This is a genomic window from Herbaspirillum sp. C7C8, from assembly GCF_022627875.1.
Classification (GTDB): domain Bacteria; phylum Pseudomonadota; class Gammaproteobacteria; order Burkholderiales; family Burkholderiaceae_D; genus Herbaspirillum.
The window spans coordinates 64,630-87,133 of record NZ_JABXGG010000001.1; the positions used below are offsets into that span (position 1 = coordinate 64,630).

19 protein-coding genes are annotated in these 22,504 nt (G+C 62.3%); 12 read left to right on the forward strand and 7 right to left on the reverse strand.

The features are described 5' to 3' along the window. Positions 1-67: 67 nt before the first annotated feature. Both HWE01_RS00290 and HWE01_RS00295 read left to right on the forward strand, forming a co-directional pair. Positions 68-1,039, forward strand: coding sequence for a thymidylate synthase (locus HWE01_RS00290; protein ID WP_241820796.1), 972 nt, complete (start codon positions 68-70; stop codon positions 1,037-1,039). 57 nt (positions 1,040-1,096) lie between these two features. Then, the gene (locus HWE01_RS00295; RefSeq protein ID WP_241820797.1) at positions 1,097-2,158 is read left to right on the forward strand and encodes an NAD(P)H-dependent flavin oxidoreductase; all 1,062 of its coding nucleotides are present in this window, start codon (positions 1,097-1,099) and stop codon (positions 2,156-2,158) included. 12 nt (positions 2,159-2,170) lie between these two features. On the opposite strand, the gene HWE01_RS00300 is transcribed toward HWE01_RS00295, so the two are convergent. The 4 genes from HWE01_RS00300 to HWE01_RS00315 all read right to left on the reverse strand — a co-directional run bounded on the left by HWE01_RS00300 (position 2,171) and on the right by HWE01_RS00315 (position 9,302). Beyond that, positions 2,171-3,649 carry an efflux transporter outer membrane subunit gene (locus tag HWE01_RS00300; protein ID WP_241820798.1) on the reverse strand — a complete coding sequence of 493 codons (1,479 nt, stop codon included), beginning with the start codon at positions 3,647-3,649 and terminating at the stop codon, positions 2,171-2,173. Between the two features lie 88 nt (positions 3,650-3,737). After that, complete coding sequence (locus HWE01_RS00305) at positions 3,738-4,928, reverse strand: efflux RND transporter periplasmic adaptor subunit (RefSeq protein ID WP_008331166.1); 1,191 nt, start codon at positions 4,926-4,928, stop codon at positions 3,738-3,740. Between the two features lie 109 nt (positions 4,929-5,037). Further along, positions 5,038-7,704, reverse strand: coding sequence for a glucans biosynthesis glucosyltransferase MdoH (mdoH, locus tag HWE01_RS00310; protein WP_241820799.1), 2,667 nt, complete (start codon positions 7,702-7,704; stop codon positions 5,038-5,040). Then, entirely contained in the window at positions 7,677-9,302 is a 1,626-nt protein-coding gene (locus HWE01_RS00315) for a glucan biosynthesis protein G (protein WP_008331171.1), read from the reverse strand. Before HWE01_RS00315 ends, mdoH begins: the two co-directional genes overlap by 28 nt. A 343-nt stretch (positions 9,303-9,645) precedes the next feature. Between HWE01_RS00315 and HWE01_RS00320 the strand changes: the two genes are divergently transcribed. Continuing rightward, positions 9,646-10,140, forward strand: a complete 495-nt coding sequence (locus tag HWE01_RS00320) for a dihydrofolate reductase (RefSeq protein ID WP_175343298.1) — start codon at positions 9,646-9,648, stop codon at positions 10,138-10,140. Between the two features lie 211 nt (positions 10,141-10,351). After that, entirely contained in the window at positions 10,352-12,604 is a 2,253-nt protein-coding gene (locus HWE01_RS00325) for an arginine/lysine/ornithine decarboxylase (protein ID WP_008331174.1), read from the forward strand. 79 nt (positions 12,605-12,683) lie between these two features. Here the strand turns inward: HWE01_RS00325 and HWE01_RS00330 are convergent, their stop codons facing one another. Together HWE01_RS00330 and HWE01_RS00335 are read right to left on the reverse strand one after the other, a co-directional pair. Continuing rightward, the gene (locus tag HWE01_RS00330) at positions 12,684-13,214 is read right to left on the reverse strand and encodes a chromate transporter (RefSeq protein ID WP_008331175.1); all 531 of its coding nucleotides are present in this window, start codon (positions 13,212-13,214) and stop codon (positions 12,684-12,686) included. After that, entirely contained in the window at positions 13,211-13,828 is a 618-nt protein-coding gene (locus HWE01_RS00335) for a chromate transporter (protein WP_175343296.1), read from the reverse strand. The genes HWE01_RS00330 and HWE01_RS00335 overlap by 4 nt, the downstream gene beginning before the upstream one ends. A 100-nt stretch (positions 13,829-13,928) precedes the next feature. On the opposite strand from HWE01_RS00335, the gene HWE01_RS00340 reads away from it, so the two are divergent. From HWE01_RS00340 to arsH, 5 genes are all read left to right on the forward strand, one after another. Further along, the gene (locus HWE01_RS00340; protein ID WP_008331177.1) at positions 13,929-14,855 is read left to right on the forward strand and encodes a LysR family transcriptional regulator; all 927 of its coding nucleotides are present in this window, start codon (positions 13,929-13,931) and stop codon (positions 14,853-14,855) included. Between the two features lie 160 nt (positions 14,856-15,015). Continuing rightward, positions 15,016-15,384, forward strand: coding sequence for an ArsR/SmtB family transcription factor (locus HWE01_RS00345; protein ID WP_050978116.1), 369 nt, complete (start codon positions 15,016-15,018; stop codon positions 15,382-15,384). 52 nt (positions 15,385-15,436) lie between these two features. Further along, positions 15,437-16,720: an arsenic transporter gene (locus tag HWE01_RS00350; protein ID WP_241820800.1), complete on the forward strand. Its 1,284-nt coding sequence runs from the start codon at positions 15,437-15,439 to the stop codon at positions 16,718-16,720. A gap of 47 nt (positions 16,721-16,767) precedes the next feature. Beyond that, positions 16,768-17,196 carry an arsenate reductase (glutaredoxin) gene (gene arsC, locus HWE01_RS00355; protein ID WP_175343293.1) on the forward strand — a complete coding sequence of 143 codons (429 nt, stop codon included), beginning with the start codon at positions 16,768-16,770 and terminating at the stop codon, positions 17,194-17,196. After that, entirely contained in the window at positions 17,162-17,899 is a 738-nt protein-coding gene (gene arsH / locus HWE01_RS00360; protein ID WP_034350837.1) for an arsenical resistance protein ArsH, read from the forward strand. Before arsC ends, arsH begins: the two co-directional genes overlap by 35 nt. 104 nt (positions 17,900-18,003) lie before the next feature. On the opposite strand, the gene dcd is transcribed toward arsH, so the two are convergent. Next, positions 18,004-18,573 (reverse strand): dCTP deaminase, encoded by a 570-nt coding sequence (gene dcd / locus HWE01_RS00365; RefSeq protein ID WP_008331199.1) that lies wholly within the window; start codon positions 18,571-18,573, stop codon positions 18,004-18,006. Positions 18,574-18,797: 224 nt separating this feature from the next. Between dcd and HWE01_RS00370 the strand changes: the two genes are divergently transcribed. The 3 genes from HWE01_RS00370 (at position 18,798) to HWE01_RS00380 (ending at position 22,485) form a co-directional block, all read left to right on the forward strand. Next, positions 18,798-19,019, forward strand: a complete 222-nt coding sequence (locus HWE01_RS00370) for a lysozyme inhibitor LprI family protein (protein WP_241820801.1) — start codon at positions 18,798-18,800, stop codon at positions 19,017-19,019. 663 nt (positions 19,020-19,682) lie between these two features. Then, a complete protein-coding gene (locus HWE01_RS00375; protein ID WP_241820802.1) occupies positions 19,683-21,026 on the forward strand; it encodes an HlyD family type I secretion periplasmic adaptor subunit in 1,344 nt (447 codons plus the stop codon). Further along, on the forward strand, positions 21,016-22,485 hold the full coding sequence (locus tag HWE01_RS00380) for a TolC family protein (protein WP_241820803.1): 1,470 nt from the start codon (positions 21,016-21,018) through the stop codon (positions 22,483-22,485). The genes HWE01_RS00375 and HWE01_RS00380 overlap by 11 nt, the downstream gene beginning before the upstream one ends. The last annotated feature ends 19 nt before the right edge of the window (positions 22,486-22,504 follow it).

Genomic DNA, 22,504 nt, shown 5'->3' on the forward strand with positions numbered 1-22,504 from the left:
GTTCGGGCGGTCGATACGCTACAATCCTTCATCTTTTGGCCACCCGGCCAGCCTCCCGAGCATTGCAATGAAACAATACCAAGACCTCATCCAGGACGTGCTAGAGAACGGCTCCTGGCAAGACAACCGCACCGGCATCCGCACCTTGAGCATTCCCGGCGCCATGATGCGCTTCGACCTGCAGAAGGGTTTTCCGGCGGTGACCACCAAGCGCCTGGCCTTCAAGTCGGTGGTGGGCGAACTGTGCGGCTTCCTGCGCGCCACCCGCAGCGCGGCCGATTTTCGTGCTCTCGGCTGCAAGGTCTGGGACCAGAACGCCAACGAAAACGCCGACTGGCTGGCCAATCCCTTCCGTACCGGCACCGATGATCTGGGTCCGGTGTATGGCGTGCAATGGCGAGAATGGCCGGCCTACAAGCTGATCGACGCCGCGCACACCGCGCAGATCGACGCGGCCCGCGCCAAGGGCTTTGCCATCGTCTCCTCGCTGCAGGACAACGGCGTGGAAAAAGTCCTGCTCTACAAGGCCGTGGACCAGTTGCGCGAATGCCTGGACACCATCGTCAAGAATCCCGGCAGCCGCCGCATCCTTTTCCACGGCTGGAACTGCGCGGTGCTCGACGAAATCGCCCTGCCCGCCTGCCATCTGCTGTACCAGTTCCTGCCCAACCAGAGCACCGGCGAAATCTCGCTCTGCCTGTACGTGCGCAGCAACGATATCGGCCTGGGCACGCCCTTCAACCTGGCCGAGGGGGCGGCGCTGCTGCATCTGGTGGCACGCCTGACCGGCTACCAGCCGCGCTGGTTCAGCTACTTCGTGGGTGATGCGCACATCTACGAAAACCATATCGACATGGTCAAGGAGCAGTTGACGCGCGAGCCCTACCCGCTGCCGCAACTGGCCATCGCCGAGCGCGTGCCGGAATTCGCCAGGACCCGCGAGTACGCCCCGCAATGGCTGGAACGGGTCGAGCCAAGCGACTTCTCGCTGGTCAACTACCAGCACCACGCCCCGCTGACCGCGCCCATGGCGGTCTGATCCACTTCGGCAGGCCACGGCATCGCATCGGCGCCGGCCTGCGCTTCGGGAGTTCGCATGTCCACTGCGCTGCTGCAACGACTGGGCCTGGCCCATCCCATCATCCAGGCGCCCATGGCGGGCACCTCCACCGTCACCATGGCCGCTGCGGCCTCCAATGCCGGTGCGCTCGGTTCGCTGGCGCTGGGCGCTTGCTCGGTGACGCAGGCGCGCGAAGCACTGGCGCAACTGCATGCCCTGACCGACAAACCCTTCAACGTCAATTTTTTCTGTCATCAGCCGGCGGTGCTGGACGGGGCGCGCGATGCGGCCTGGATCGCGCATCTGCAAGGGCATCTGGACGAATTCGGCGGCAGCATCAAGCTGCCGCTCAAGGAGATCTACCGCAGCTTCGTCGTCGATACCGAGATGCAGCAGTTGGTGCTGGAACTGCCCCCGGCAGTGGTGAGCTTCCACTTCGGTCTGCCGCAGGCGGGCGTGATCCAGGCGCTCAAGAATGCAGGCGTCTTCCTCATGGCCACCGCCACCAGCCTGGAGGAGGCGCGCCTGATCGAAGCGGCGGGCGTCGATGCCATCGTCGCGCAAGGTATCGAGGCCGGCGGCCATCGCGGCATCTTCGATGAACACAAGGATGAAGAAATCGGCACCTTCGCCCTGGTACGCCTGCTGTCCACGCACTGCCGACTGCCGGTGATCGCCGCTGGCGGCATCATGGACGGCGCCGGCATCGCCGCGGCCCTGCAACTGGGGGCACAGGCAGTGCAGTTGGGGACGGCCTTCCTGCTCACCCGCGAATCGGGGGCCAATGCCGCCTACAGGAATTTGCTGAAAAGTTCACGTGCCCACCACACCCGCGTGACGGCAGCGATCTCGGGCCGCCGCGCACGGGGCATCGTCAACCGTTTCATGGAAGAAATCGACATATCGACTGCAAACCGCCTCCCCGCCTACCCCGCCGCCTACGACGCCGCCAAGCAACTGCATGCCCTGGCCAGCGCCAGGGACGTGCACGAGTTCGGCGCCCACTGGGCCGGCCAGGGCGCGGCGCTGATCCGGGATGGTTATACGGTGGGGGAACTGGTGCATCTGCTGGTGCAGGAGTGGCGGGCGCAGGCCTGAGCCTGCCCGTGTTCAGGAAACGGTGTCGGTGCGGGTGACGGTGTCGTCCGGAACCTGCTTGTCCTGCCAGCCGCCGCCCAGCGCCTTGTACAGCGAGACCGTGGCCTGCAGGCGCTGCAGCTTGATCTGGCCGAGCTGGTTCTGGGCTTCGGACAGGGTGCGCTGGGTATCGAGTACCACCAGCAGGTCTTCGGCACCGGCGCGGTAGCGGATCTCGGCCAGTTCGAAGGCGAAGCGCGCCTGGTCCACTTCATTGATTTTCAGGCGATAGCGCTCTTCCAGGCTGCGAATGGCGCCCAGCGCCTTTTCCACTTCCGACAACGAGGTAATGACGCGCTGCCGGTAGACCTGCACCAGCTCTTCCTTCTGCGCTTCGGCCAGCGCCTGCTGGTTGCGCAGGTTGCCGCCATCGAAGATCGGCGCGATCAGGCTGGTACCGAGATTGGCAAACAGATTGGGACCATTGAAGAGCGACAGCAAGGCATTGCTCTGCGCGCCGGTGGAACCGGTGAGCGAAATACTGGGGAAGAGCGCGGCCCGTGCTACCGCCACATTGGCATTGGCGGCCGCCAGATTGGCCTCGGCGCGGCGGATGTCGGGGCGGCGGGTCAGCAGTTCGGAAGGCAGGCCGGCCGAGATGCGCGGCATCTGGATGCGCGCCAGACCCTTTTCCTCGACCTTGAAATTCTGCGGCGGACGGCCCAAGAGGATGGCCAGCGCGGTCTGCGCATCCTGTTCCTGCTGCTGCAGGTCGGGAATCAACTGGCGCTGGTTGGCCAGGGCCGAACGCTGGCGCGCCAGGTCCAATGGCGAAGCTGAGCCGGCGCGGCTTTGCGCCTCCACCAGGCGTAACACGCGCTCGGCATTGTTGACGTTCTGGCGCGCGATCTCCAGCCGGTCGCGCAATGACAGCACCTGCAGATAGGTGGAGACGATGCCGCTGGTGACGGTCAGGGCCACCGTCTCGCGATCGTAACGATTGGCACGCAAGGTGGCTTCAGCGGCTTCGACGCCCGCACGGTTCTTGCCCCAGAAATCGATTTCGTAGCTGACCTGCAGGCTGGCATTGGCGGTGTTGGTCGGTGTGCCGCCGGAAATGGGCATCTCGCGGCTGGCACCCGCGTTCAGTGCCACGTTGGGCAACAGTGGCGCCCCGGCGATGCGGGCCTGTGCCTCGGCCTGCTTGACGCGCGAGAAGGCGGCGGCGATTTCATAATTGTTGCGCTGGCCTTCCTGCACCAGCGCGGACAATTCACTGCTGCCAAACTGCTTCCACCAGTCGCTATCGGGCCACAGCTGCTCGGCGTGGGCGACGTCGGCGGAGACGCCGCCGCCCCACTGGTCGGGCACCTGCATTTCCAGGATGGGATCGGGCTGCACGTCCCGCGTGACGCAGCCACCGATGGCCAGGACCAGCGCGACGGCCATCGCCACCCGCGTCAAGCGGGGCAACGGGAAAGAAGTCAGCAGCAGTGAACTACGCAATGTCATGGCCTTGAACGTCGAAAAACGGAAAACGGAGAAACCGGGCCGCCCGGGCAGCCGTTACTGTACAGCAAGCCCTGCCGGCCGTGCGCGACTACTTGGCAAGCGCCGGCGGATTGGCCGGCAGCAGCACCTGCTCGCCCTCCTTCAACCCCGACAGTACCTGGGCGCGTTCGCCATCGCGAATGCCGATCTTGATCTTGCGCGTCTCCAGCGTGCCATCGGGCGCCACCACCTTGACACTCTGGGTGCCGTCCATGCCTGGCTTGGTCACCAGGGAACGCGGAATGGTCGGCACATGCTCGGCGCGCGCCAGCACGAAATACACGTCGGCACTCATGCCGCTCATCAGTTCGCGGCTGGGATTGGCCACGTCGAAGAGCACGGTGTAATACGCCTTCTTGCCCTGGCGTCCGGAGTCATCGGTGGGCAGCAGCATGATCTGGCGCAGCTTGCCGCTCCAGCGCTTGCCGGGGTAGCCGGGCGTGGTGAAATACGCCGTCATGCCCTTTTGCAGGCGCGTCACGTCCTCTTCCGCGACCGGCACCTGCACCGTCATGCGCGAGAGATCGGCGATGCGCATGAGCACTTCCTGGTTGGCGCTGACCATCTGGCCGGGACGTGCATTGAGGGTGACGATGGTACCGCCGGCGGGGGCTTCGATGCGGGTCTGCTTCTGCACCGCCTCATCTTCACGGATGGCCGCTTCGGTCTGCTGGATCTGGGCGTTGGTGGCGTCCACGCGGGACGCCGCCGCATACATGTTCATGCGGCTGGATTCATAGGATTCTTCGCGGGTGGCGTTCTCGGCCTTGAGCTGGGTCTGGCGCTGGAACTGCAACTGGGCAAAGTCGAGCTGGGCGTTCTGTCCGGCCAGTTCGGCCTTCAGGCGCGCCAGGGTGGCACGGTTGCTTTCGATGCGGCTGTTCTGCACGGCCGGCGCCACGGTGGCCAGCAGGCGCCCGGCTTTGACCGACTCACCGATCACCACTTCCACATCCGAGATCTGTCCGGCCACCTTGGAGCCGACATCCACGTAATCCTGAGCCACCACATTGCCGGTGGCGTTGACCACCTGTTCCAGGTCGGCGCGCTCTACCGCGACCGTCTCCAGCTTCACCGGAATCGGCTTGGGCGGCGGCGGTGGCGGCGCCTGGCGGGAATACAGCGCATAGCCGCCGCCCAGCACCAGCGCCAGGGCGATACCGCTCCACCAGGCTTTCTGCCGCGCAGGCGCATGGGTGGTCGGAATAATATGTGGAAGTGGTTCGTGCGGCTCGGTCATGTCACTGGCGGCAAGCGTTCAAGTCGGATTCAACAAGGCGTGATGATCCCTGCAAAACATGACGGCCGAATGTCTTCGGCCGTCCCTGTTGCGGTGCTGGCGCGCCCCCTCAGGCGGCCAGTACCGGTGCTTCGATGGCGCTGGCGGGTACGGCCTGCTGGCGGGCCGCGTGCCAGTCGGGATGAACCTCGGCAGCACCGCTCCAGACCGCCTGGTGCAGTTGCGACAGCAGGCCCGGCTCTTCCAGGATGCTGTTCTTCTGCTTGTCGTTGAGCGCGTCCGGTCCATCCTTGAGCGCACTACGCACCAGCTTCTCGCGCAGGTGCTGCGTCAGTGCCGGCACCTGCGGGTGCGCATGCGCGGTGGCGCACACCAGCGCATTGAACGACGGATCGACCACGGCCTCGACGAAGCCCGGCAAGGGCGGCGTCTGTTCGTGATGGCGCACGGTCTCGCGCAGTTCCAGCGGCGGCGAGGTCTCTTCCGGGATCTTGAACAGACCGGCACGGCGGAAACCACGACCATAAGTTACCCGCGAAGACAGCACCGACACCGGCACCGAAACGGCCAGCGAACCGGCAATCGGGATGAGCCACCAGATGAAGGAGGGATTGAGCCAGTACACCAGCGCACCCCAGGCCACGCCCAGCACCGAATGCCAGCCATGGCGGCGCACCGCCTCGCCCCAGCCGGTTTCATTGTCGGCCCGCGGCGGCGACTTCCAGCCGGCATTCCAGCCGAGGAAGGCCCCCAGCACGAAGCGCGTATGGAACAGCATGCGCACCGGGGCCAGCGCCATCGAGAACAGCAGTTCGATCAGCATGCTCACGAACAAGGCCAGCGCGCCACCGAAACCGCGTGCGCCCTTCACCGCAAACAGCAGCACGGCCAGGATCTTGGGCAGGAACAGGATGGTGGCCGTAGCCGACACCAGCGCCAGGGCCTTTTCCGGATGCCACTCGGGCCAGATCGGGAACAACTGGCGGGGCGCCGTGAAATATTGCGGATCGATCAGCGTATGGGCCGCCAGCAACACCGTGGAGAGGATCAGGAACAGGCCCCACAGCGGCGCCGACACATAGGCCATCACGCCAGTGACGAACACGGCGCGATGCACCACGTGCATGCCGCGCGCCAGGAACAGGCGGAAGTTCATCAGATTGCCCTGGCACCAACGGCGGTCGCGGCTCAACTCGTCGAGCAGGTTGGGCGGCATTTCTTCATAGCTGCCATCCAGGTCATAGGCGATCCACACCGACCAGCCGGCGCGCCGCATCAGCGAGGCTTCCACGAAGTCGTGCGACATGATCGGCCCGGACAGGTTGCTCTTGCCCGGCAGCGGCGCCAGCGCGCAATACTTCATGAAGGGCTGCAGACGGATGATGGCGTTGTGGCCCCAGAAGTGCGATTCGCCCAGCTGCCAGTAATGCAGGCCGGCCGTGAACAACGGGCCGTATACGCGCGTGGAGAACTGCTGGATGCGCGCATAGAGCGTATCGCGTCCGGCTGCACGCGGCGCGGTCTGGATGATGCCCGCGCCCGGATGGGCTTCCATCAGGCGGGTCAGCTTGGTGAGGCATTCGCCGGTCATGACGCTGTCGGCGTCCAGCACCACCATGTAGCGATAGGCGGCGCCCCAGCGGCGGCAGAAATCGTCCAGGTTGCCGCTCTTGCGCTTGACGCGGCGGCGGCGATGGCGATAGAAGATGCGCCCGAAGCCACCAGTCTGGCGGCACAGGCGATCCCATGCGGCGGTTTCTGCCGCGCAGATATCGGCTTCGCCGCTATCGCTCAAGATGAAGAAATCGAAATGCCGGATCTGCCCGGTACGTTCCAGCGACTCGTAGGTCGCCCGCAGGCCGGCGAAGACGCGTGCCACATCCTCGTTGCAGATGGGCATGACGATGGCCGTGCGGGCCTCGGGTGCAATCTCGGTATTGCCGGCCTTCTCATGCGAGATCAGATACTTGTCGTCACCACGCATCAAGACCAGGAAACCCGTCATGGCCGTCCAGAACCCGGCCGAGACCCAGAGGAACAGCAGCCCGAACAGGAACAGCACCAGCATCTCCAGCGGCTTGCTGCCGTGATAGGGCAGCACGTCGCTCATGAAGTAGGTGGCCATCGAGGTCTGCAACACCATCAGCACCAAAAGCGTAATACGGCGCACGTTGCCCGTATGCTGCCAGTGCCCCTTGGGATCGGGGGCCTCGGACTGGTCCAGGTGATCTTCGATGTAGCGCGGTTCGTCATCCACCGGCGGCGCGGCTTCGACCACCTTGGCGCGGCCCTTGCGGGCGCGCCGCCAGCGGCTGGGACGACGTTCCAGGCGGCGGTTTTCTTCTTCCACCCAACGCGAGAACGGATTGAGTTCACCCCAGGGACGCGGCACCATGGACTTGCGCTGCAGAGGCGGCCCGACCGGAATGCGCGGCTGGCCGCGCTCCTGACCGATGGGTGGAACCGGGGCGCCCTGCACGGCCCGCGCAGCTTGCACGGCCGGCACCGCAACCGGCTGGGCGGCGGGATACATGAGGCGCAGGCGGGCATCGACCGAGGCTTGCGCCGCGGCCGGCACCAGGCTGGCGTCGCGTCCGCTGGCCTCGGCCAGCACGCGGTGCAGGTCGACCACCGGATCGCCGGAGCCGATTGCACCCGCCCGCGCGGCCAGGTCCTGGCGTTGTTCAGGCGACAGCGGCAGGCACGCGAGGTAATCCTCCAGCGTCTGCGAGGCTGCCGAAGTCTGCCTTAGTTGGGGGGTAATATGTAGCTCCACGTTTCAGACAAGGTTGTGCCGCCATTGGCATTGCGCAGGAAACCGCGCAGCTCGACAGGCTTGTTTTCTTCCAGACGGCGCAGCTTGACTTCCACACGCCAGCCGCCGGTCACGTCATTCTTGCGGGTAGTCACGCTGGCCAGCTTGCCATTGGCATCGGCCTCGACCACCCCTTCCACCCGCGCGTTGGCGGGCAGCTTCTTGAGATTGCCACCATCGAAGTCAATCGCCAGCTGCTGCACCTCATCGGTCTTGCCGTCCTGCTTGGGACGATAGCCATGGCCGAACAGGGTCTGGGTGACGAAGGCCAGCGGCGGGCGCTTCTCGTTGTCCTTCTGCCAGGACAGGCGGTATTCCACGTTCAGCGGCTGGCCCGGCTTGGGCAGCGTGTTGGGGATCCAGTAGGCCACGATGTTGTCGTTGGTCTCGTCAGGCGTGGGGATCTGCACCAGCTCCACGCGGCCCGAACCCCACTTGCCCTTGGGCTCGACCCAGGCGCTGGGGCGCGACTGGTAGTTGTAGTCCAGGTCTTCGTAGTGCGAGAAGTTGCGGTCGCGCTGCATGAGGCCAAAGCCCTGGGGATTGTCGAAGGAGAACGAGGTCACCAGCAGGCGCTTGGGGTTCACCAACGGACGCCACAGCCATTCGCCGGTCCCCGACTGCATGGCCAGGCCGTCCGAGTCATGCACTTCCGGACGGAAGTCGTCGGCCGGACCCGGCTGGTTCTCGCCGAAGAGGAACATGCTGGTCAGCGGAGCAATGCCCAGCTTGGTGACGTTGCTGCGCAGGTAGATCTGGGCCTTGACGTCCATGACCGTATCCACCCCGGGCTTCAACACGAAGCGATAGGCGCCGGTGGCGCGCGGCGAATCCAGCAGCGCGTAGATCACCAGGTCCTTGGCATCGGCGGCCGGGCGCTCCAGCCAGAATTCGGTGAAGCGGGGGAATTCCTCGCCCGAATAGAGCGCCGTATCGATGGCCAGACCACGTGCCGACAGGCCGTAGCTCTGCCCTTTCCCCATGGCGCGGAAGTAGCTGGCACCGTGGAAGGTCAGCACGTCATCCTTGACCTTGGCCGAGTTGAGCGGGAAGCGGATACGAAAACCCGCAAAGCCGATATTGCGCAGGGTGCGCGGATCGACGCTGCGATTGGCGCTGTAGTCGAAGAGGGCCGGACTGAAATGGATCTCGCGCACGGCGTTGCCCACCACTTCATTGATCTTGACCGGCTCGGTATAGCTGGCGCCAAGATGGATGAAGGACAGTTCGAAGGGCAGCTTCTGCGCGCGCCAGACCGACTTGTCATCGCGGAAGTAGAGCCGGCTGGCCTGCTCGTAGCTCAGGTCCTTGAGCGACTTGGGCAGGTCATCGGCAGGCTTCTTGTAGGATTTGCCGGCCAGCGCCTTGGCGCGGGCGGCCACCGTGTTGAAATCGAAGGCCAGGGCCGCCTGCGGCAAGGCCAGCGCCAGCAGACCCGCCAGGGCCGCCGGAGCGGCAAGGCGACGCCACCAGGCCCGTCGTGCGGCACTGCGCGGGGAAACAAGTCCCTCGCCAGGCCAGGAGGTGGTGTGAAGCAGCATTATTGTTTTGTCGGACATGCAGTTTTCTGGTTGATTGCCCCGGCAGACACTGGAAGCAGCGCCGCACCGGAAGGCAGGCGCTAGTTTACCCAAATGTGGCCGGGATTGTTCGCTAGTTCATATCGGGATGGCATGCTTGCGGCCGGAATGGCCCCAATGGCCAATGTTTCATGAAAGAAACTTCATTCGACCGCAAACCCGGCTTTAGCCCTCAGGGCAGCCGGCCAGTTCAGATATAAGGGCAGATGGCACTGCATAAAGTTCCGTGTTGCAGCATGGCTGCTGTAACATTATGTTTTGTCGCGCCTGCCTCCGGCCCCGTGCCGGCCTGCTTTCCCCTCGTTCCAACCCAGATTTGCGCATGACCACTGCTTCCGGCTCCCTGACCATCGTCGTCGCCACCGACCTCAACAACGGCATCGGTATCCGCAACACCCTGCCCTGGCATCTGCCGGAAGACCTGGCGCATTTCAAGCGCACCACCTCCGGGCATGCCATCCTGATGGGCCGCAAGACCTTCGAATCGATCGGTCGCCCGCTGCCCAACCGGCGCAACATCGTCATCACCCGCAATGGCGGATGGCAACACGCGGGCGTGGAGACGGCCGGCTCCCTGCAGGAAGCCGCCGCACTGGTGCAGGCAGCGCCGGCCTTCATCATCGGCGGGGCGCAGATCTATGCCGAGGCGCTGCCGCTGGTGGACCGCCTCATCATCACCCGCATCGGGAAAGTCTTCGATTGCGACGCCTTCTTCCCGGCCCTGGACCAGGCGCTGTGGCAGGAGACGGCGCGCGAGAACCACCGGTCCGAAACTTCCGGATTGGACTACGCTTTTGTGACATACCAAAGACGTTGACCCGGCCCGACAACAGGCTGTTGTTTTTTCCCTTTTTTGCTTACACTGCGCAGCTCTTTAGCGCAGTTGGCGCACACGTGGCGCGCATATCTGCGACAATCCCGCTTTCATTTTTCCGGCGCGCAAGCACTGCCAGCCCAGGCGCTTTTCTTTTGACCCCCTGCGCGCGTGTGCCGACCCGGCTCCCCGCGCGCAAAGCCTGGAGAAATCCATGAAATTCCGATTCCCCATCGTCATCATCGACGAAGACTTCCGCTCCGAAAACACCTCGGGCCTGGGCATCCGCGCCCTGGCCGACGCCATCGAAGCCGAAGGCATGGAAGTGCTGGGCGTGACCAGCTATGGCGACCTGGCCCAGTTCGCCCAGCAACAGTCGCGCGCCTCGGCCTTCATCCTGTCCATCGACGATGAAGAAATGGGCGCCGGCTCGGATGAAGAGACCGACCACGCCCTGAAGGCCCTGCGTGCGTTTGTCAGCGAAATCCGTCATAAAAACGCCGACATCCCCATCTATCTCTACGGTGAAACCCGCACCTCGCGCCACATTCCCAACGATGTGCTGCGTGAGTTGCACGGTTTCATTCACATGTTCGAAGACACGCCGGAGTTCGTGGCCCGGCACATCATCCGTGAAGCCAAGTCCTACCTGGACGGCCTGGCCCCGCCCTTCTTCCGCGCCCTGGTCGATTACGCCCAGGATGGCTCCTATTCCTGGCACTGCCCCGGTCACTCCGGCGGCGTGGCCTTCCTGAAGTCACCTGTGGGCCAAATGTTCCACCAGTTCTTCGGCGAACGCATGTTGCGCGCCGACGTCTGCAACGCCGTGGAAGAACTCGGCCAGCTGCTGGACCACACCGGCCCGGTGGCCAACTCGGAGCGCAATGCGGCGCGCATCTTCAATGCCGACCACTGCTACTTCGTCACCAACGGCACCTCGACCTCCAACAAGATGGTCTGGCACTCCACCGTCGCCCCCGGCGACATCGTCGTGGTGGACCGCAACTGCCACAAGTCCATCCTGCACTCCATCATCATGACCGGTGCGATTCCCGTGTTCCTGATGCCCACGCGTAACCACCTGGGCATCATCGGCCCGATCCCGCTGGAAGAGTTCACCCTGGAAAGCATCCAGAAAAAGATCGAAGCCAACCCCTTCGCCCGCGAAGCCAAGAACAAGAAGCCGCGCATCCTGACCATCACGCAATCGACCTACGACGGCGTGGTCTACAACGTCGAGACCCTGAAGAACATGCTCGACGGCGAGATCGAGACCCTGCACTTCGACGAAGCCTGGCTGCCGCACGCCACCTTCCACGACTTCTACAAGGACATGCACGCCATCGGCAAGGACCGTCCGCGTGCCAAGAAGTCGCTGATCTTCTCGACCCAGTCGACTCACAAGCTGCTGGCTGGCCTGTCGCAGGCTTCGCAGATCCTGGTGCGCGAATCGGAAACCGTGAAGCTCGATGAAGACGCCTTCAACGAAGCCTTCCTGATGCACACCTCGACCTCGCCGCAGTACTCCATCATCGCCTCCTGCGACGTCGCAGCGGCCATGATGGAAGCGCCGGGCGGCACGGCGCTGGTGGAAGAAAGCATCCTGGAGGCGCTGGACTTCCGTCGCGCCATGAAGAAGATCGACCAGGAATTTGGCGATGAGTGGTGGTTCCAGGTCTGGGGACCCAACAGCTTTGCCGCTGACGGCATCGGCGAGCGCGAGGACTGGGTCATCAAGGCCGAGGACGACTGGCACGGTTTCGGCAACCTGGCGCCGGGCTTCAACATGCTGGACCCGATCAAGGCCACCATCGTCACCCCCGGCCTGGCCCTGAACGGCCAGTTCGGCGAGAGCGGCATCCCTGCTTCCATCGTGACCAAGTACCTGGCCGAGCACGGCGTGATCGTGGAGAAGTGCGGCCTGTATTCCTTCTTCATCATGTTCACCATCGGCATCACCAAGGGCCGCTGGAACACTCTGGTGACGGCGCTGCAGCAGTTCAAGGACGACTACGACAAGAACCAGCCGATCTGGCGCATCCTGCCCGAGTTCGCCCAGCGCAACCCGCGCTACGAGCGCCTGGGCCTGCGCGACCTGTGCCAGCAGATCCACGAGACCTATCGCGCCTACGACGTGGCCCGCCTGACTACCGAGATGTATCTCTCGGACATGCAGCCGGCCATGAAGCCCTCGGACGCCTTCGCCAAGATGGCCCACCGCGAAATCGATCGCGTCCCCCTGGACGAACTGGAAGGTCGCGTGACCTCGATCCTGCTGACCCCCTATCCGCCGGGCATTCCGCTGTTGATCCCGGGTGAGATCTTCAACAAGACCATCGTTGATTACCTGAAGTTTGCGCGTGATTTCAACGAGAAATTCCCGGGCTTCGAAACCGACGTGCACGGACTGGTCAAGCGTGAAGTCAACGGCCGCCGCGATTACTTCGTGGATTGCGTCAAGCAGTAAGTCTCGGCGCTGCGTGCAAAAAAAGCCGGTGCCTGCGAAGGCATCGGCTTTTTTCATGCTGCTGCCGGATGCAATCCGATCAGAAGCTACCGAGATAGAAATAACCCGCCAGTGCCCCGCCAAACAACAACCACAGCGGATGAATCTTGGTCTTGAGCGCAATGATGGCGGTCGTTGCCGTGATGGCCGCGAGGAAGCCATGCGTGATCGATGCCTGCGCAATCAACAGCGCCGAAGCCGCCACCAGTCCGCCGGTGACCGGCAGCAGGCCGGCCTGCACGTGACGCCGCCAGGGCTTGTCCTTGCACCTCTCCCAGACGTGCAACATGATGATGGTGATGATGGAGGACGGACCGAACTTGGCCAGGCTGGTCACCAGCATCCCCCAGAAGCCCGCCACATGCCAGCCCACCAGCGTAACCACCATCAGGTTGGGGCCCGGCGCGGCCTGACCCAATGCAAACAGCGCACTGAAATCCTCGGCGCTCATCCAGTGATGGACTTCCACCACCTGGCGCTGCATCTCGGGGAGGATGGTATTGCCGCCACCGAAGGCCAGCACCGACAACTGCGTGAAGATGATGGCCAATGCGATCAGGGTCTGGCTCATTGCGCGCCCTCCTTCTTGCCCGCAGTCTGCGGCTTGGCCGCGAAGCGGCTGCCATAGCGGGCGGTGAGCACCACGCTGACGGGCGTCATCACCAGCATCACCCACAGCAGCGGAATGCGCAGCAAGGCGATGGCAATGAAACAGACCACTGCCACGCCCGCCAGCACCAGGTTCTTGCGCAGGGGCAAGGCGATCTTGACGGCCATCTGGATCAACAGCCCCGCTGCCGCCGCCGCCAGTCCCGCGAACAGGTGCTTGACGTTGGGATCATGCTGGAAGTGCTGGTAGATCATGCCCAGCAGGATCACCACCATCGAGGGCACGGCGATGAGCCCGGTGATACCGGCCAGCGCCCCCTTCCAGCCCCGGAACTTCATGCCCAGCGCCACCGACAGGTTGATGATGTTGCCCCCGGGGAGGAACTGGCACAGGCCCAGCAGCTCGACGAATTCGGGATCGGTGAGCCAGCGGCGGCGCTCCACGATCATGCGGTGCGCCAGCGGCAAGGCACCGCCGAAGGCGGTCATGCCCAGGCCAAGAAAGCCCAGGAAGATTTCCCGGGTAGAAGGAACGGCCCGCTCAGGGGCCGGCAGGTCAGGAGTACTCATCATCATCTCATGCGAACGCGGCGTGATTGCCGGATGAATGAAAGGCTACTCTTGGGGAGGGTTTTTGTCTAATATATGTCAGATACTTGATCCATATTTTAAAAATATGTCACCTTCCATCGATCTGCGCCTGCTGCGCTACTTCATCGCTGTGGCTGAAGAGGGCCACCTGACCAAGGCGGCCGAGCGCATCGGCATCCAGCAGCCGCCGCTGTCGCAGCAGATCCGCCTGCTGGAGCGCGAGCTGGGCGTGACGCTCTTCAACCGCCTGCCGCGCGGCATGGAGCTCACTGACAGCGGGGTGGCCCTGCTCAATGATGCACGCGCCCTGCTGGCGCAACTCGATACGTCGGTGGCCAGCGTGCGCCGTATCGCCCAGGGCAAGATGGGGCGCATTGCGGTGGGCTTTACCGAATCGGCTTCGCTGCATCCCTTTGTGCATTCGGTGATCCGCGCCTTTCGCGCCGATGCACCGGATGTCGCCATGACGGTGGAAGAAAGCAACACCAATGAACTGATCGAAGCACTGCGCGCCAAGCGGCTGGATCTGGCCTTCGTCCGTTCCCCGGTGGGCGATTCAGGCGGATTGACCATCGAGACCATGCTGGTCGAAGACATGGTGGCCGCGTTGCCCATCGACCATCCACTGGCCGAGCAGGGCAAGCGCAAGAGCCTCGCCCTGCACGCACTGGCCGAGCAGTCCTTCATCATGACGCGCCGGCCCAACGGTCCTGGCCTGTACGACACCATCATCGCGGCCTGCCATGCGGCCGGATTCTCGCCGCAGGTGATCCAGGAGGCGCGCAAGAATCTGTCCACGCTATCGCTGGTGGCTGCTGGCGTGGGGGTGGCGGTGATCCCGGCATCGATGACGCGGGTCAATGCGGAGGGCGTGGTGTACCTGAAGCTGACCGGTGCGCCCGAGTTGAAGGCACCGCTGCACCTGGCTTACCGGACTGGCAGCATCAGCGGTGCGGCGCGCCTGATGCGGCAGGAAGCCTTGAAATTGAGTGCGGGGCGCAAACGGCGTTGATATCTGCTGCATATGGCAAGTTGCAGATCCATACAAAGCAGGCTTGCAGCTGGTGAGAGTGTGGTTTTCAACCTGAAGGCAGGCGGCGATGTGGAAACGGACTCTTGCATCAATACAATATTTCAATAATAATTTAACTATTGAATTGAAGGAGAGCGAAATGGAAACCAGGACTGTCATCACCGCATTGGCCGCATTAGCCCAGGAATCGCGCCTGGCCATCTTCCGGCACCTGGTTCAGCTTGGCCCCGAAGGCTGCGCCGCCAGCAAGATCGGAGAAACCTTGGGCATCGCCCCCTCGTCCGTCTCCTTTCATATGAAAGAGCTGACACACGCGGGCCTGGTGAGCTCCCGCCAGGACGGGCGTTTCGTCATCTACGCGGCCAACTACGGTGCAATGAATGAAGTATTGAGTTTTCTGACGGAAAACTGCTGCGGGGGCAATCCGTGCTCGCCCGTGAGCGCCTGCAGCGAACGGTCCACCACCACGTCAGCAACAGCGGGAACCATCAGACAGAGTTCATCATGAGCACCCACCGGCTTAAACCCTTGCCCCCTCATTTCCTGACCAAGGATAGAAAGTGCTGACTGCGCTCGTCATCTTCCTGCTCACCCTGATGTTTGTCATCTGGCAGCCCAAGGGACTGGGCATTGGCTGGAGTGCCTGCGCCGGCGCGGCCGTGGCGCTGGCGGCGGGCGTCATCCATCTTTCGGATATCCCGGTGGTCTGGCATATCGTCTGGAACGCTACCGGCACCTTCATCGCCATCATCATCATCAGCCTGTTGCTGGACAAGGCCGGCTTTTTTGAGTGGGCCGCCCTGCATGTAGCGCGCTGGGGAGGTGGACGCGGGCGTCTGCTGTTCGTGCTGCTGGTCCTGTTGGGCGCGGCGGTATCGGCCCTGTTCGCCAACGACGGCGCTGCGCTGATCCTCACTCCCATTGTCATCGCCATGTTGCTGGCACTTCGCTTTTCGCCGCAGGCAACACTGGCCTTCGTGATGGCGGCCGGCTTCATCGCCGACACGGCCAGCCTGCCGCTGGTGGTGTCGAACCTGGTCAATATCGTCTCGGCGGACTTCTTCAAGATCGGATTCGCGCAATACGCCTCGGTCATGATCCCGGTGGACGTGGTCTCGGTCGTGACGACGCTTATCGTCCTGTTCATCTACTTCCGCCGCGATATCCCCCGACACTATGACCTGACGCAACTGCAAGAACCCGCCGCAGCCATCCATGATCGAGCGACCTTCGTCGCCGGCTGGTGGGTACTTGCGATGCTGCTGGCAGGCTTTTTCTGGCTGGAAGACAGGGGCGTACCGATCAGCGCCGTGGCAGCCGCGGGCGCAGTGATTCTCCTGGCAGTCGCAGGCAAGGGCCAAGTCATCTCCACGCGTGAAGTCATCAAGGGCGCGCCCTGGCAGGTGGTGTTCTTCTCGCTGGGGATGTACCTGGTGGTGTATGGACTGCGCAATGCAGGACTGACGGACCACTTGACGGGCGTGCTGAACGGTCTTGCCGAACATGGCGTCTGGGGCGCTGCACTCGGCACCGGTTTCCTGACGGCCTTGCTGTCCTCCATCATGAATAACATGCCCACGGTGCTGGTCGGGGCACTATCGATCGATGCCACCACCGCACAGGGCGTCGTGAAAGAGGCAATGATCTACGCCAACGTCATTGGCAGCGACCTTGGCCCCAAGATCACCCCCATCGGCAGCCTGGCCACCTTGCTGTGGCTGCACGTGCTGGACAAGAAGAACATTCATATTTCCTGGGGCTATTACCTCAGGGTCGGCGCCTTGCTGACGCTGCCGGTCCTGCTGATCACCCTATCCGCTCTGGCCATCAGGCTGGGGGGATGAGCAGGATGGCCCTGCCCGCTCCGTCAACTTCAACACAGGCATTCATCATGACCACGATCTACCATAACCCCGCATGTGGCACCTCCCGCAACACCTTGGCCATGATCCGCAACAGCGGTGAAGAGCCGACGATCATCGAATACCTGCAGCACCCGCCCAGCCGCGAGCAGCTGGTCCAGATGATCCGGGATGCCGGTCTCGCCGTACGCGACGCCATCCGTCAAAAGGCTACGCCCTACGCCGAGTTGGGCCTGGATGATGCCGCTCTGAGCGACGACCAGTTGCTCGATGCCATGCTGACCCATCCCATTCTGATCAACCGGCCATTCGTGGTGACGTCCAGGGGAACCCGCCTGTGCCGCCCCTCGGAGCTGGTACTGGAGATCCTGGAAAATCCTCAGCAAGGTGGATTCACGAAAGAAGACGGCGAAGTCGTCGTCAATGCGGAGGGCCACCGTGTCAACTCTGCCAGGTGATCTGCCCAACGTCGACGCGAGTCAGTTCAAGGCCCCCTCCATCGCCGATTTCGCCAGGATCGGGGCGTCGTCACACCCTCCGCGATTTCTCTTGCTGTACGGCTCCGTTCGTGAACGCTCCTATAGCCGACTGCTGACCATGGAAGCGGCCCGCTTGCTGGAGGCATTGGGTGGCGAGGTCAGGATCTTTGATCCGCGCGGCCTGCCGCTGCCGGACAGCGAACCGGAGACACATCCGAAAGTGCTTGAACTGCGGGAGCTGGCCAACTGGTCTGAAGGGATGGTGTGGTGCTCGCCTGAACGCCATGGTGCCATGACGGGGATCATGAAGGCACAGATCGACTGGATTCCACTCTCTCAGGGCGCCATTCGCCCTTCGCAAGGCAAGACGCTGGCGGTCATGGAGGTATCGGGCGGCTCGCAGTCCTTCAACGCCGTCAACCAGATGCGGATACTCGGTCGCTGGATGCGGATGCTGACCATCCCGAACCAGTCTTCGGTGGCCAAGGCATATCAGGAGTTTGACGAAGCCGGCAGGATGAAACCGTCGGCATACTACGAGCGCGTGGTGGACGTGATGGAGGAACTGTTCAAATTCACGCTGTTGACGCGCGACGTCTCGCCCTTCCTGACTGACCGCTATAGCGAGCGAAGAGAATCGGCCGAAGAACTGACCAGGCGCGTCAACCAGCGCGCCCTCTGATCCGACAGACATGCTGCGAGGCGCTTGATTGGCCGGCGCAGCCCATCAATCATAGTGCAGCAACATTCCATAAATGATTTATATCATTTATGGAATTCAACCCATCAGGTCTTGGGCAGGGTCACGCCATGCTGACCCTGGTACTTGCCGCCGCGATCCTTGTAGGAGGTTTCGCAGATTTCATCGCTCTCGAAGAACAGCACCTGGGCGCAGCCTTCTCCGGCGTAGATCTTGGCGGGCAGCGGGGTGGTGTTGGAGAACTCCAGGGTGACATAGCCTTCCCATTCGGGTTCGAAGGGGGTGACGTTGACGATGATGCCGCAGCGCGCGTAGGTGGACTTGCCCAGGCAGATGGTCAGCACGCTGCGCGGGATGCGGAAGTATTCGACGGTGCGTGCCAGGGCGAAGGAGTTGGGGGGGATGATGCAGACATCGCCCTTGAAATCGACGAAGGATTTCTCATCGAAGTTCTTGGGATCGACGATGGTGGAATTGATGTTGGTAAAGATCTTGAATTCGTTGGCGCAGCGGATATCGTAGCCATAGGACGAGGTGCCGTAGGAAACGATCTTGCTCCCGTCGGCCGCCAGGCGCACCTGACCGGGCTCGTAGGGTTCGATCATTCCTTCCTGCTCCGCCATGCGGCGGATCCACTTGTCTGACTTGATGGCCATGGTTGTTTGCTGTATTCGACGGATTCGGAGAATGCGGCATTTTACGCGAAAAATGGGTCAAGTTGGGGCGATTGGGGGGAATCGGGGCGGCAGCGGCCCATTCGCGTTACGCCATGTTGATCCCTCCGGAAGGAACCGCGTGAGTGCGACCATTCACCTTATCGGAATTGACACTTCCGCTCCTGAATTTCATCGTTTGAGTCTGTACTCATCAGGACAGCCTCATGTATCCACACATACTGTTTGCTCTGACACTAGCTCTGCTCGCAGCAGAGACGCCTGCTATCGAATGCGCTCGTGCTGGCAACTTCGCGGAAAAGGCCATCTGTAGCGATCCGGTACTCACCCGCCTGGATACTGCGCTGAACCAGAACTATCGATGGATGTTGGACGCCGACATCGGCAAGGGTGCGAGAGACGCACTGAAGCATTCACAAAGGATCTAGGTGATCCAGCGCAACCGATGCAGGGACCGTGAATGCTTGATGACGCTATACAAGCAACGCATTGAGGATATCTGCGACTACCCCGTCATCGGCGGAGTTCATCCGGTCTGCGATGAGCCCGGTGTTTCGGCTGGAATACCTCACCCCGACTAATACCTTCTGCGCTCTACGCTCCCGCTCTCTTCTATCAATTGGGCGGAGTTCGAACTGCCCCATACTGACAAGACAGTTTTTCGGACTGCGCGTAGAGGCAGGCGACCCTTCTGCATAACCCCCAAAAAGTTTTGGTCGACGAAAAAACCTCAATCAGAAATGTCGACAAAAACTTAATTTTTTGATTTTTCTAAAAACTCGCTTTTGCTGTATTTCATAAATGCGACGGCCGAATATCGTCCGATTAAATCGACCTCCGTTTACCGTAAATATTCGATGGGCTCCCGCGTGAAATCAGGGTTCAATGTCGCAGGTTTTTACAAGACTTGTTAGCTGGACCATTAGTCAGACGGACTATCGAATTGCATTAGTCAGGAATCTGTCGGAACACTAATTTCAGGAGGAGCACTTGTGAGTGATGGCCCTGTTTATGAAACAAGCCCTATGCGCATCTGCATGAACTGCAAATGACACAAGGCGCTGCCAGCGCTTCTCCATGGGGTTGACGATATGAAACTGCTTCAATGGATGGCCGCATGGCGCGCCCTGTGGCAACGCTACCTTGGCATCTTTCTGCATTTCTGGCGCGTGCGGAAAAACCTGCGCACGGATTACTACAACCAGCAGGAAGCCCAGTTTCTGCCAGGCGTACTGGCCCTGCAGGAATCGCCGGCTTCACCGACCTTGCGATGGACAGGGCGCATTCTGATGAGTCTGGTGGCCTTCTTCTTCCTGTGGGCAATCTTCGGGCGCATCGACATCATCGTCCATGCCACCGGCAAGATCATTCCCTCATCCCGAACCAAGACCATCGCTTCGATCGATGTGGCCAGCGTCAAGGCTCTGCATGTGGTGGAGGGACAGACGGTCAAGGCAGGCGAGTTGCTCATCGAGCTCGATTCCAGCAGCAGCGACGCTGAGCATGACAAGGCCGCCGATGCCGTGGCACAGGCGCGATTGCAGCTTGCGCGGGCAAACGCATTGCGCGAAGCCGTAGCATCCGGCGCAAACCCGAAATTGCCGCAGGTACCGGCAGCGACTGCTGCGCAATGGGAAGCGGCGCAGCGGCAACTGGAAAGCCAATATCGGGATGTCAAAAGCAAGCTGGATCGCCTGGATGATGAAATCGTACGCTACGGTGCCGCCCTGCCCTTGGCCAGGCAGCTTGCCGAAGACTATCAATCGCTGCTGGCCGACAATACGGTCTCGCGCCATGCCTGGCAGGAGAAAGAGCAAGCCAGGATTGAGCTCCAGGGACAGCTTGCCGATGCCCGCAACCAGCGTTCCGCGCTGATTGCCCAAACCCTGAAAGAAGCGCATGACGAGGGCATCGACGCCAGCAAGCGAATCGAAGCAGGCTTGCAGGATCAGCGTCGCGCTGGCGAGCACAGCAAGTTGCTCAAGCTGGTAGCGCCGGTCAGCGGAACGGTGCAGCAACTCAATGTCCATACCGTGGGCGGCGTGGTGCCGGCAGCCCAGCCGCTCATGCAGATCGTTCCGCAGGAAGCAGCCGTGGAGGTGGAAGCGTTTCTGGAGAACAAGGATATCGGCTTCGTCCAGGTTGGCCAGGACGCCAAGGTCAAGATAGAAGCCTTCGACTACACCAGGTACGGCACGGTCCCGGCAACGGTGCGGCATGTTTCGCATGACGCCATTGAAGACGAGAAGCGCGGCCTGATCTACGCCAGCAAGATCGTTCTGTCACGCCATACGCTGGCAGCAGAGGGGCGCACCCTGGCGCTTGCGCCGGGCATGTCGGTCACCGTCGAGATCCGGACGGGAACACGACGGGTCATCGAATACGTGCTCTCCCCTCTGATTCGCCACCAGCAGGAGTCACTCAATGAACGTTAGAACTGTCTGCGTAGTCTTGATGGCAGCAGCGCCGGTATGTCTGACGGACATGGCCCACGCACGGGAATGGCTGGAACGGGCCTCGGCGCCTCTTGAGGATCCCTTGTTGGCGCGTCCACCGGAACTGGACGAAGGCAAATTGCTTCCGGGAGATGCCCATACCCTGGTTTGCGATGGCCGTTCTGCCGTACCGACTGCGCCACTCAGCTTGGGGGATGCGATCGACCTGGGCTTGTGTCATCACGCCCAGGTGAGGGCCGGCTGGGCGCGCATCAAAGTGCAAGCAGCGCAAAAGGGCGAAGCCAGGGCGGCCTATTTACCCAGCATCAACGCTGGACTGCGCTTGCAGCATGAGCGTGTGCAGCAGCCCGATTCGCTACTCCCTCTGGAGAACCAACGCAAGAGCCGTTCCCAGTACTACACGCTGACCTGGCGCCTGTTGGACTTCGGTGGCCGCAGCGCCAACCTGCGCGCAGCCGATGCCTTGCTCGACGCCGCCCTGGCCAGTCATGACGCCATCTTGCAAAAGACCATGAGCAGCGTCATTGCGGCCTATTACGACGTTCAAACAAGCGGTGCCAATCGCCAGGCCCGTGAACTGAACGAACGCCTGGCACGCCAGATCATGGAGATCACCCACAAGCGTGCCGAACGGGGCATGGCGGCGCGCTCCGACCTGTTGCAAGTCCAGACCTCCCTGTCCAAAGCGGAACTGGAACATGCGCGTGCCATCGGCCAACATGAAAAAGCCCTGGTCACCTTGTCGGTCTCATTGGGACTGCGAGGACAGGGAGCTCGCCTGCAAGTCCCCATCGACAGTCCCGACTCGGCCATCGAGGCCGGTCAGATTGCGCAAGACCTGGCGCAATGGATGGAGCTCGCTGGGCAGCAACATCCTGCCTTGCTTGCCTCCAGGGCGCAATTGGCCTCGTCGCGCGAGAAGCTGGCGGCCACGCGCGCCGAAGGCTTGCCCAGTCTGGATTTTTCTCATGGGTACTACGTCAACGGACGCCCCAATCAGGGGAGTGCGGGCGCGCAAACACGCGAGACGGTGAGCGCACTGGCCTTGAACTTCCCGCTCTTCGACGGCTTTGCTCACACCTACAAGGTACGCAACGCCCAGGCACAGATCGACCTCCGGGAAGCCGAACTGCTGGAGGCCGAGGGGCAGGTTATCAGCGAACTCGCCAATGCCTTCGCGGAGAATCAGGCTGCCCAACGCAACCTGAGCTCTTCCCTGCGCCTGCTGGAAAGCGCGAAGATGGCCATGGAAGACGTTCAGCGCAAATATGAACGCGGACTGAGCGACATCATCGGCATCCTCAATGTACAGGCCGCACTGGCCGATGCAAGCCAGGAACGCATACGTGCCCTGGCCGAATGGCGTTCCGCCAGGTTGCGGCTATTGGCCAGCGCCGGAGAATTGGGACGCACGCGGATCGCTGAACAAGGCAAGTGAGGGGTGGCGATCAACACAC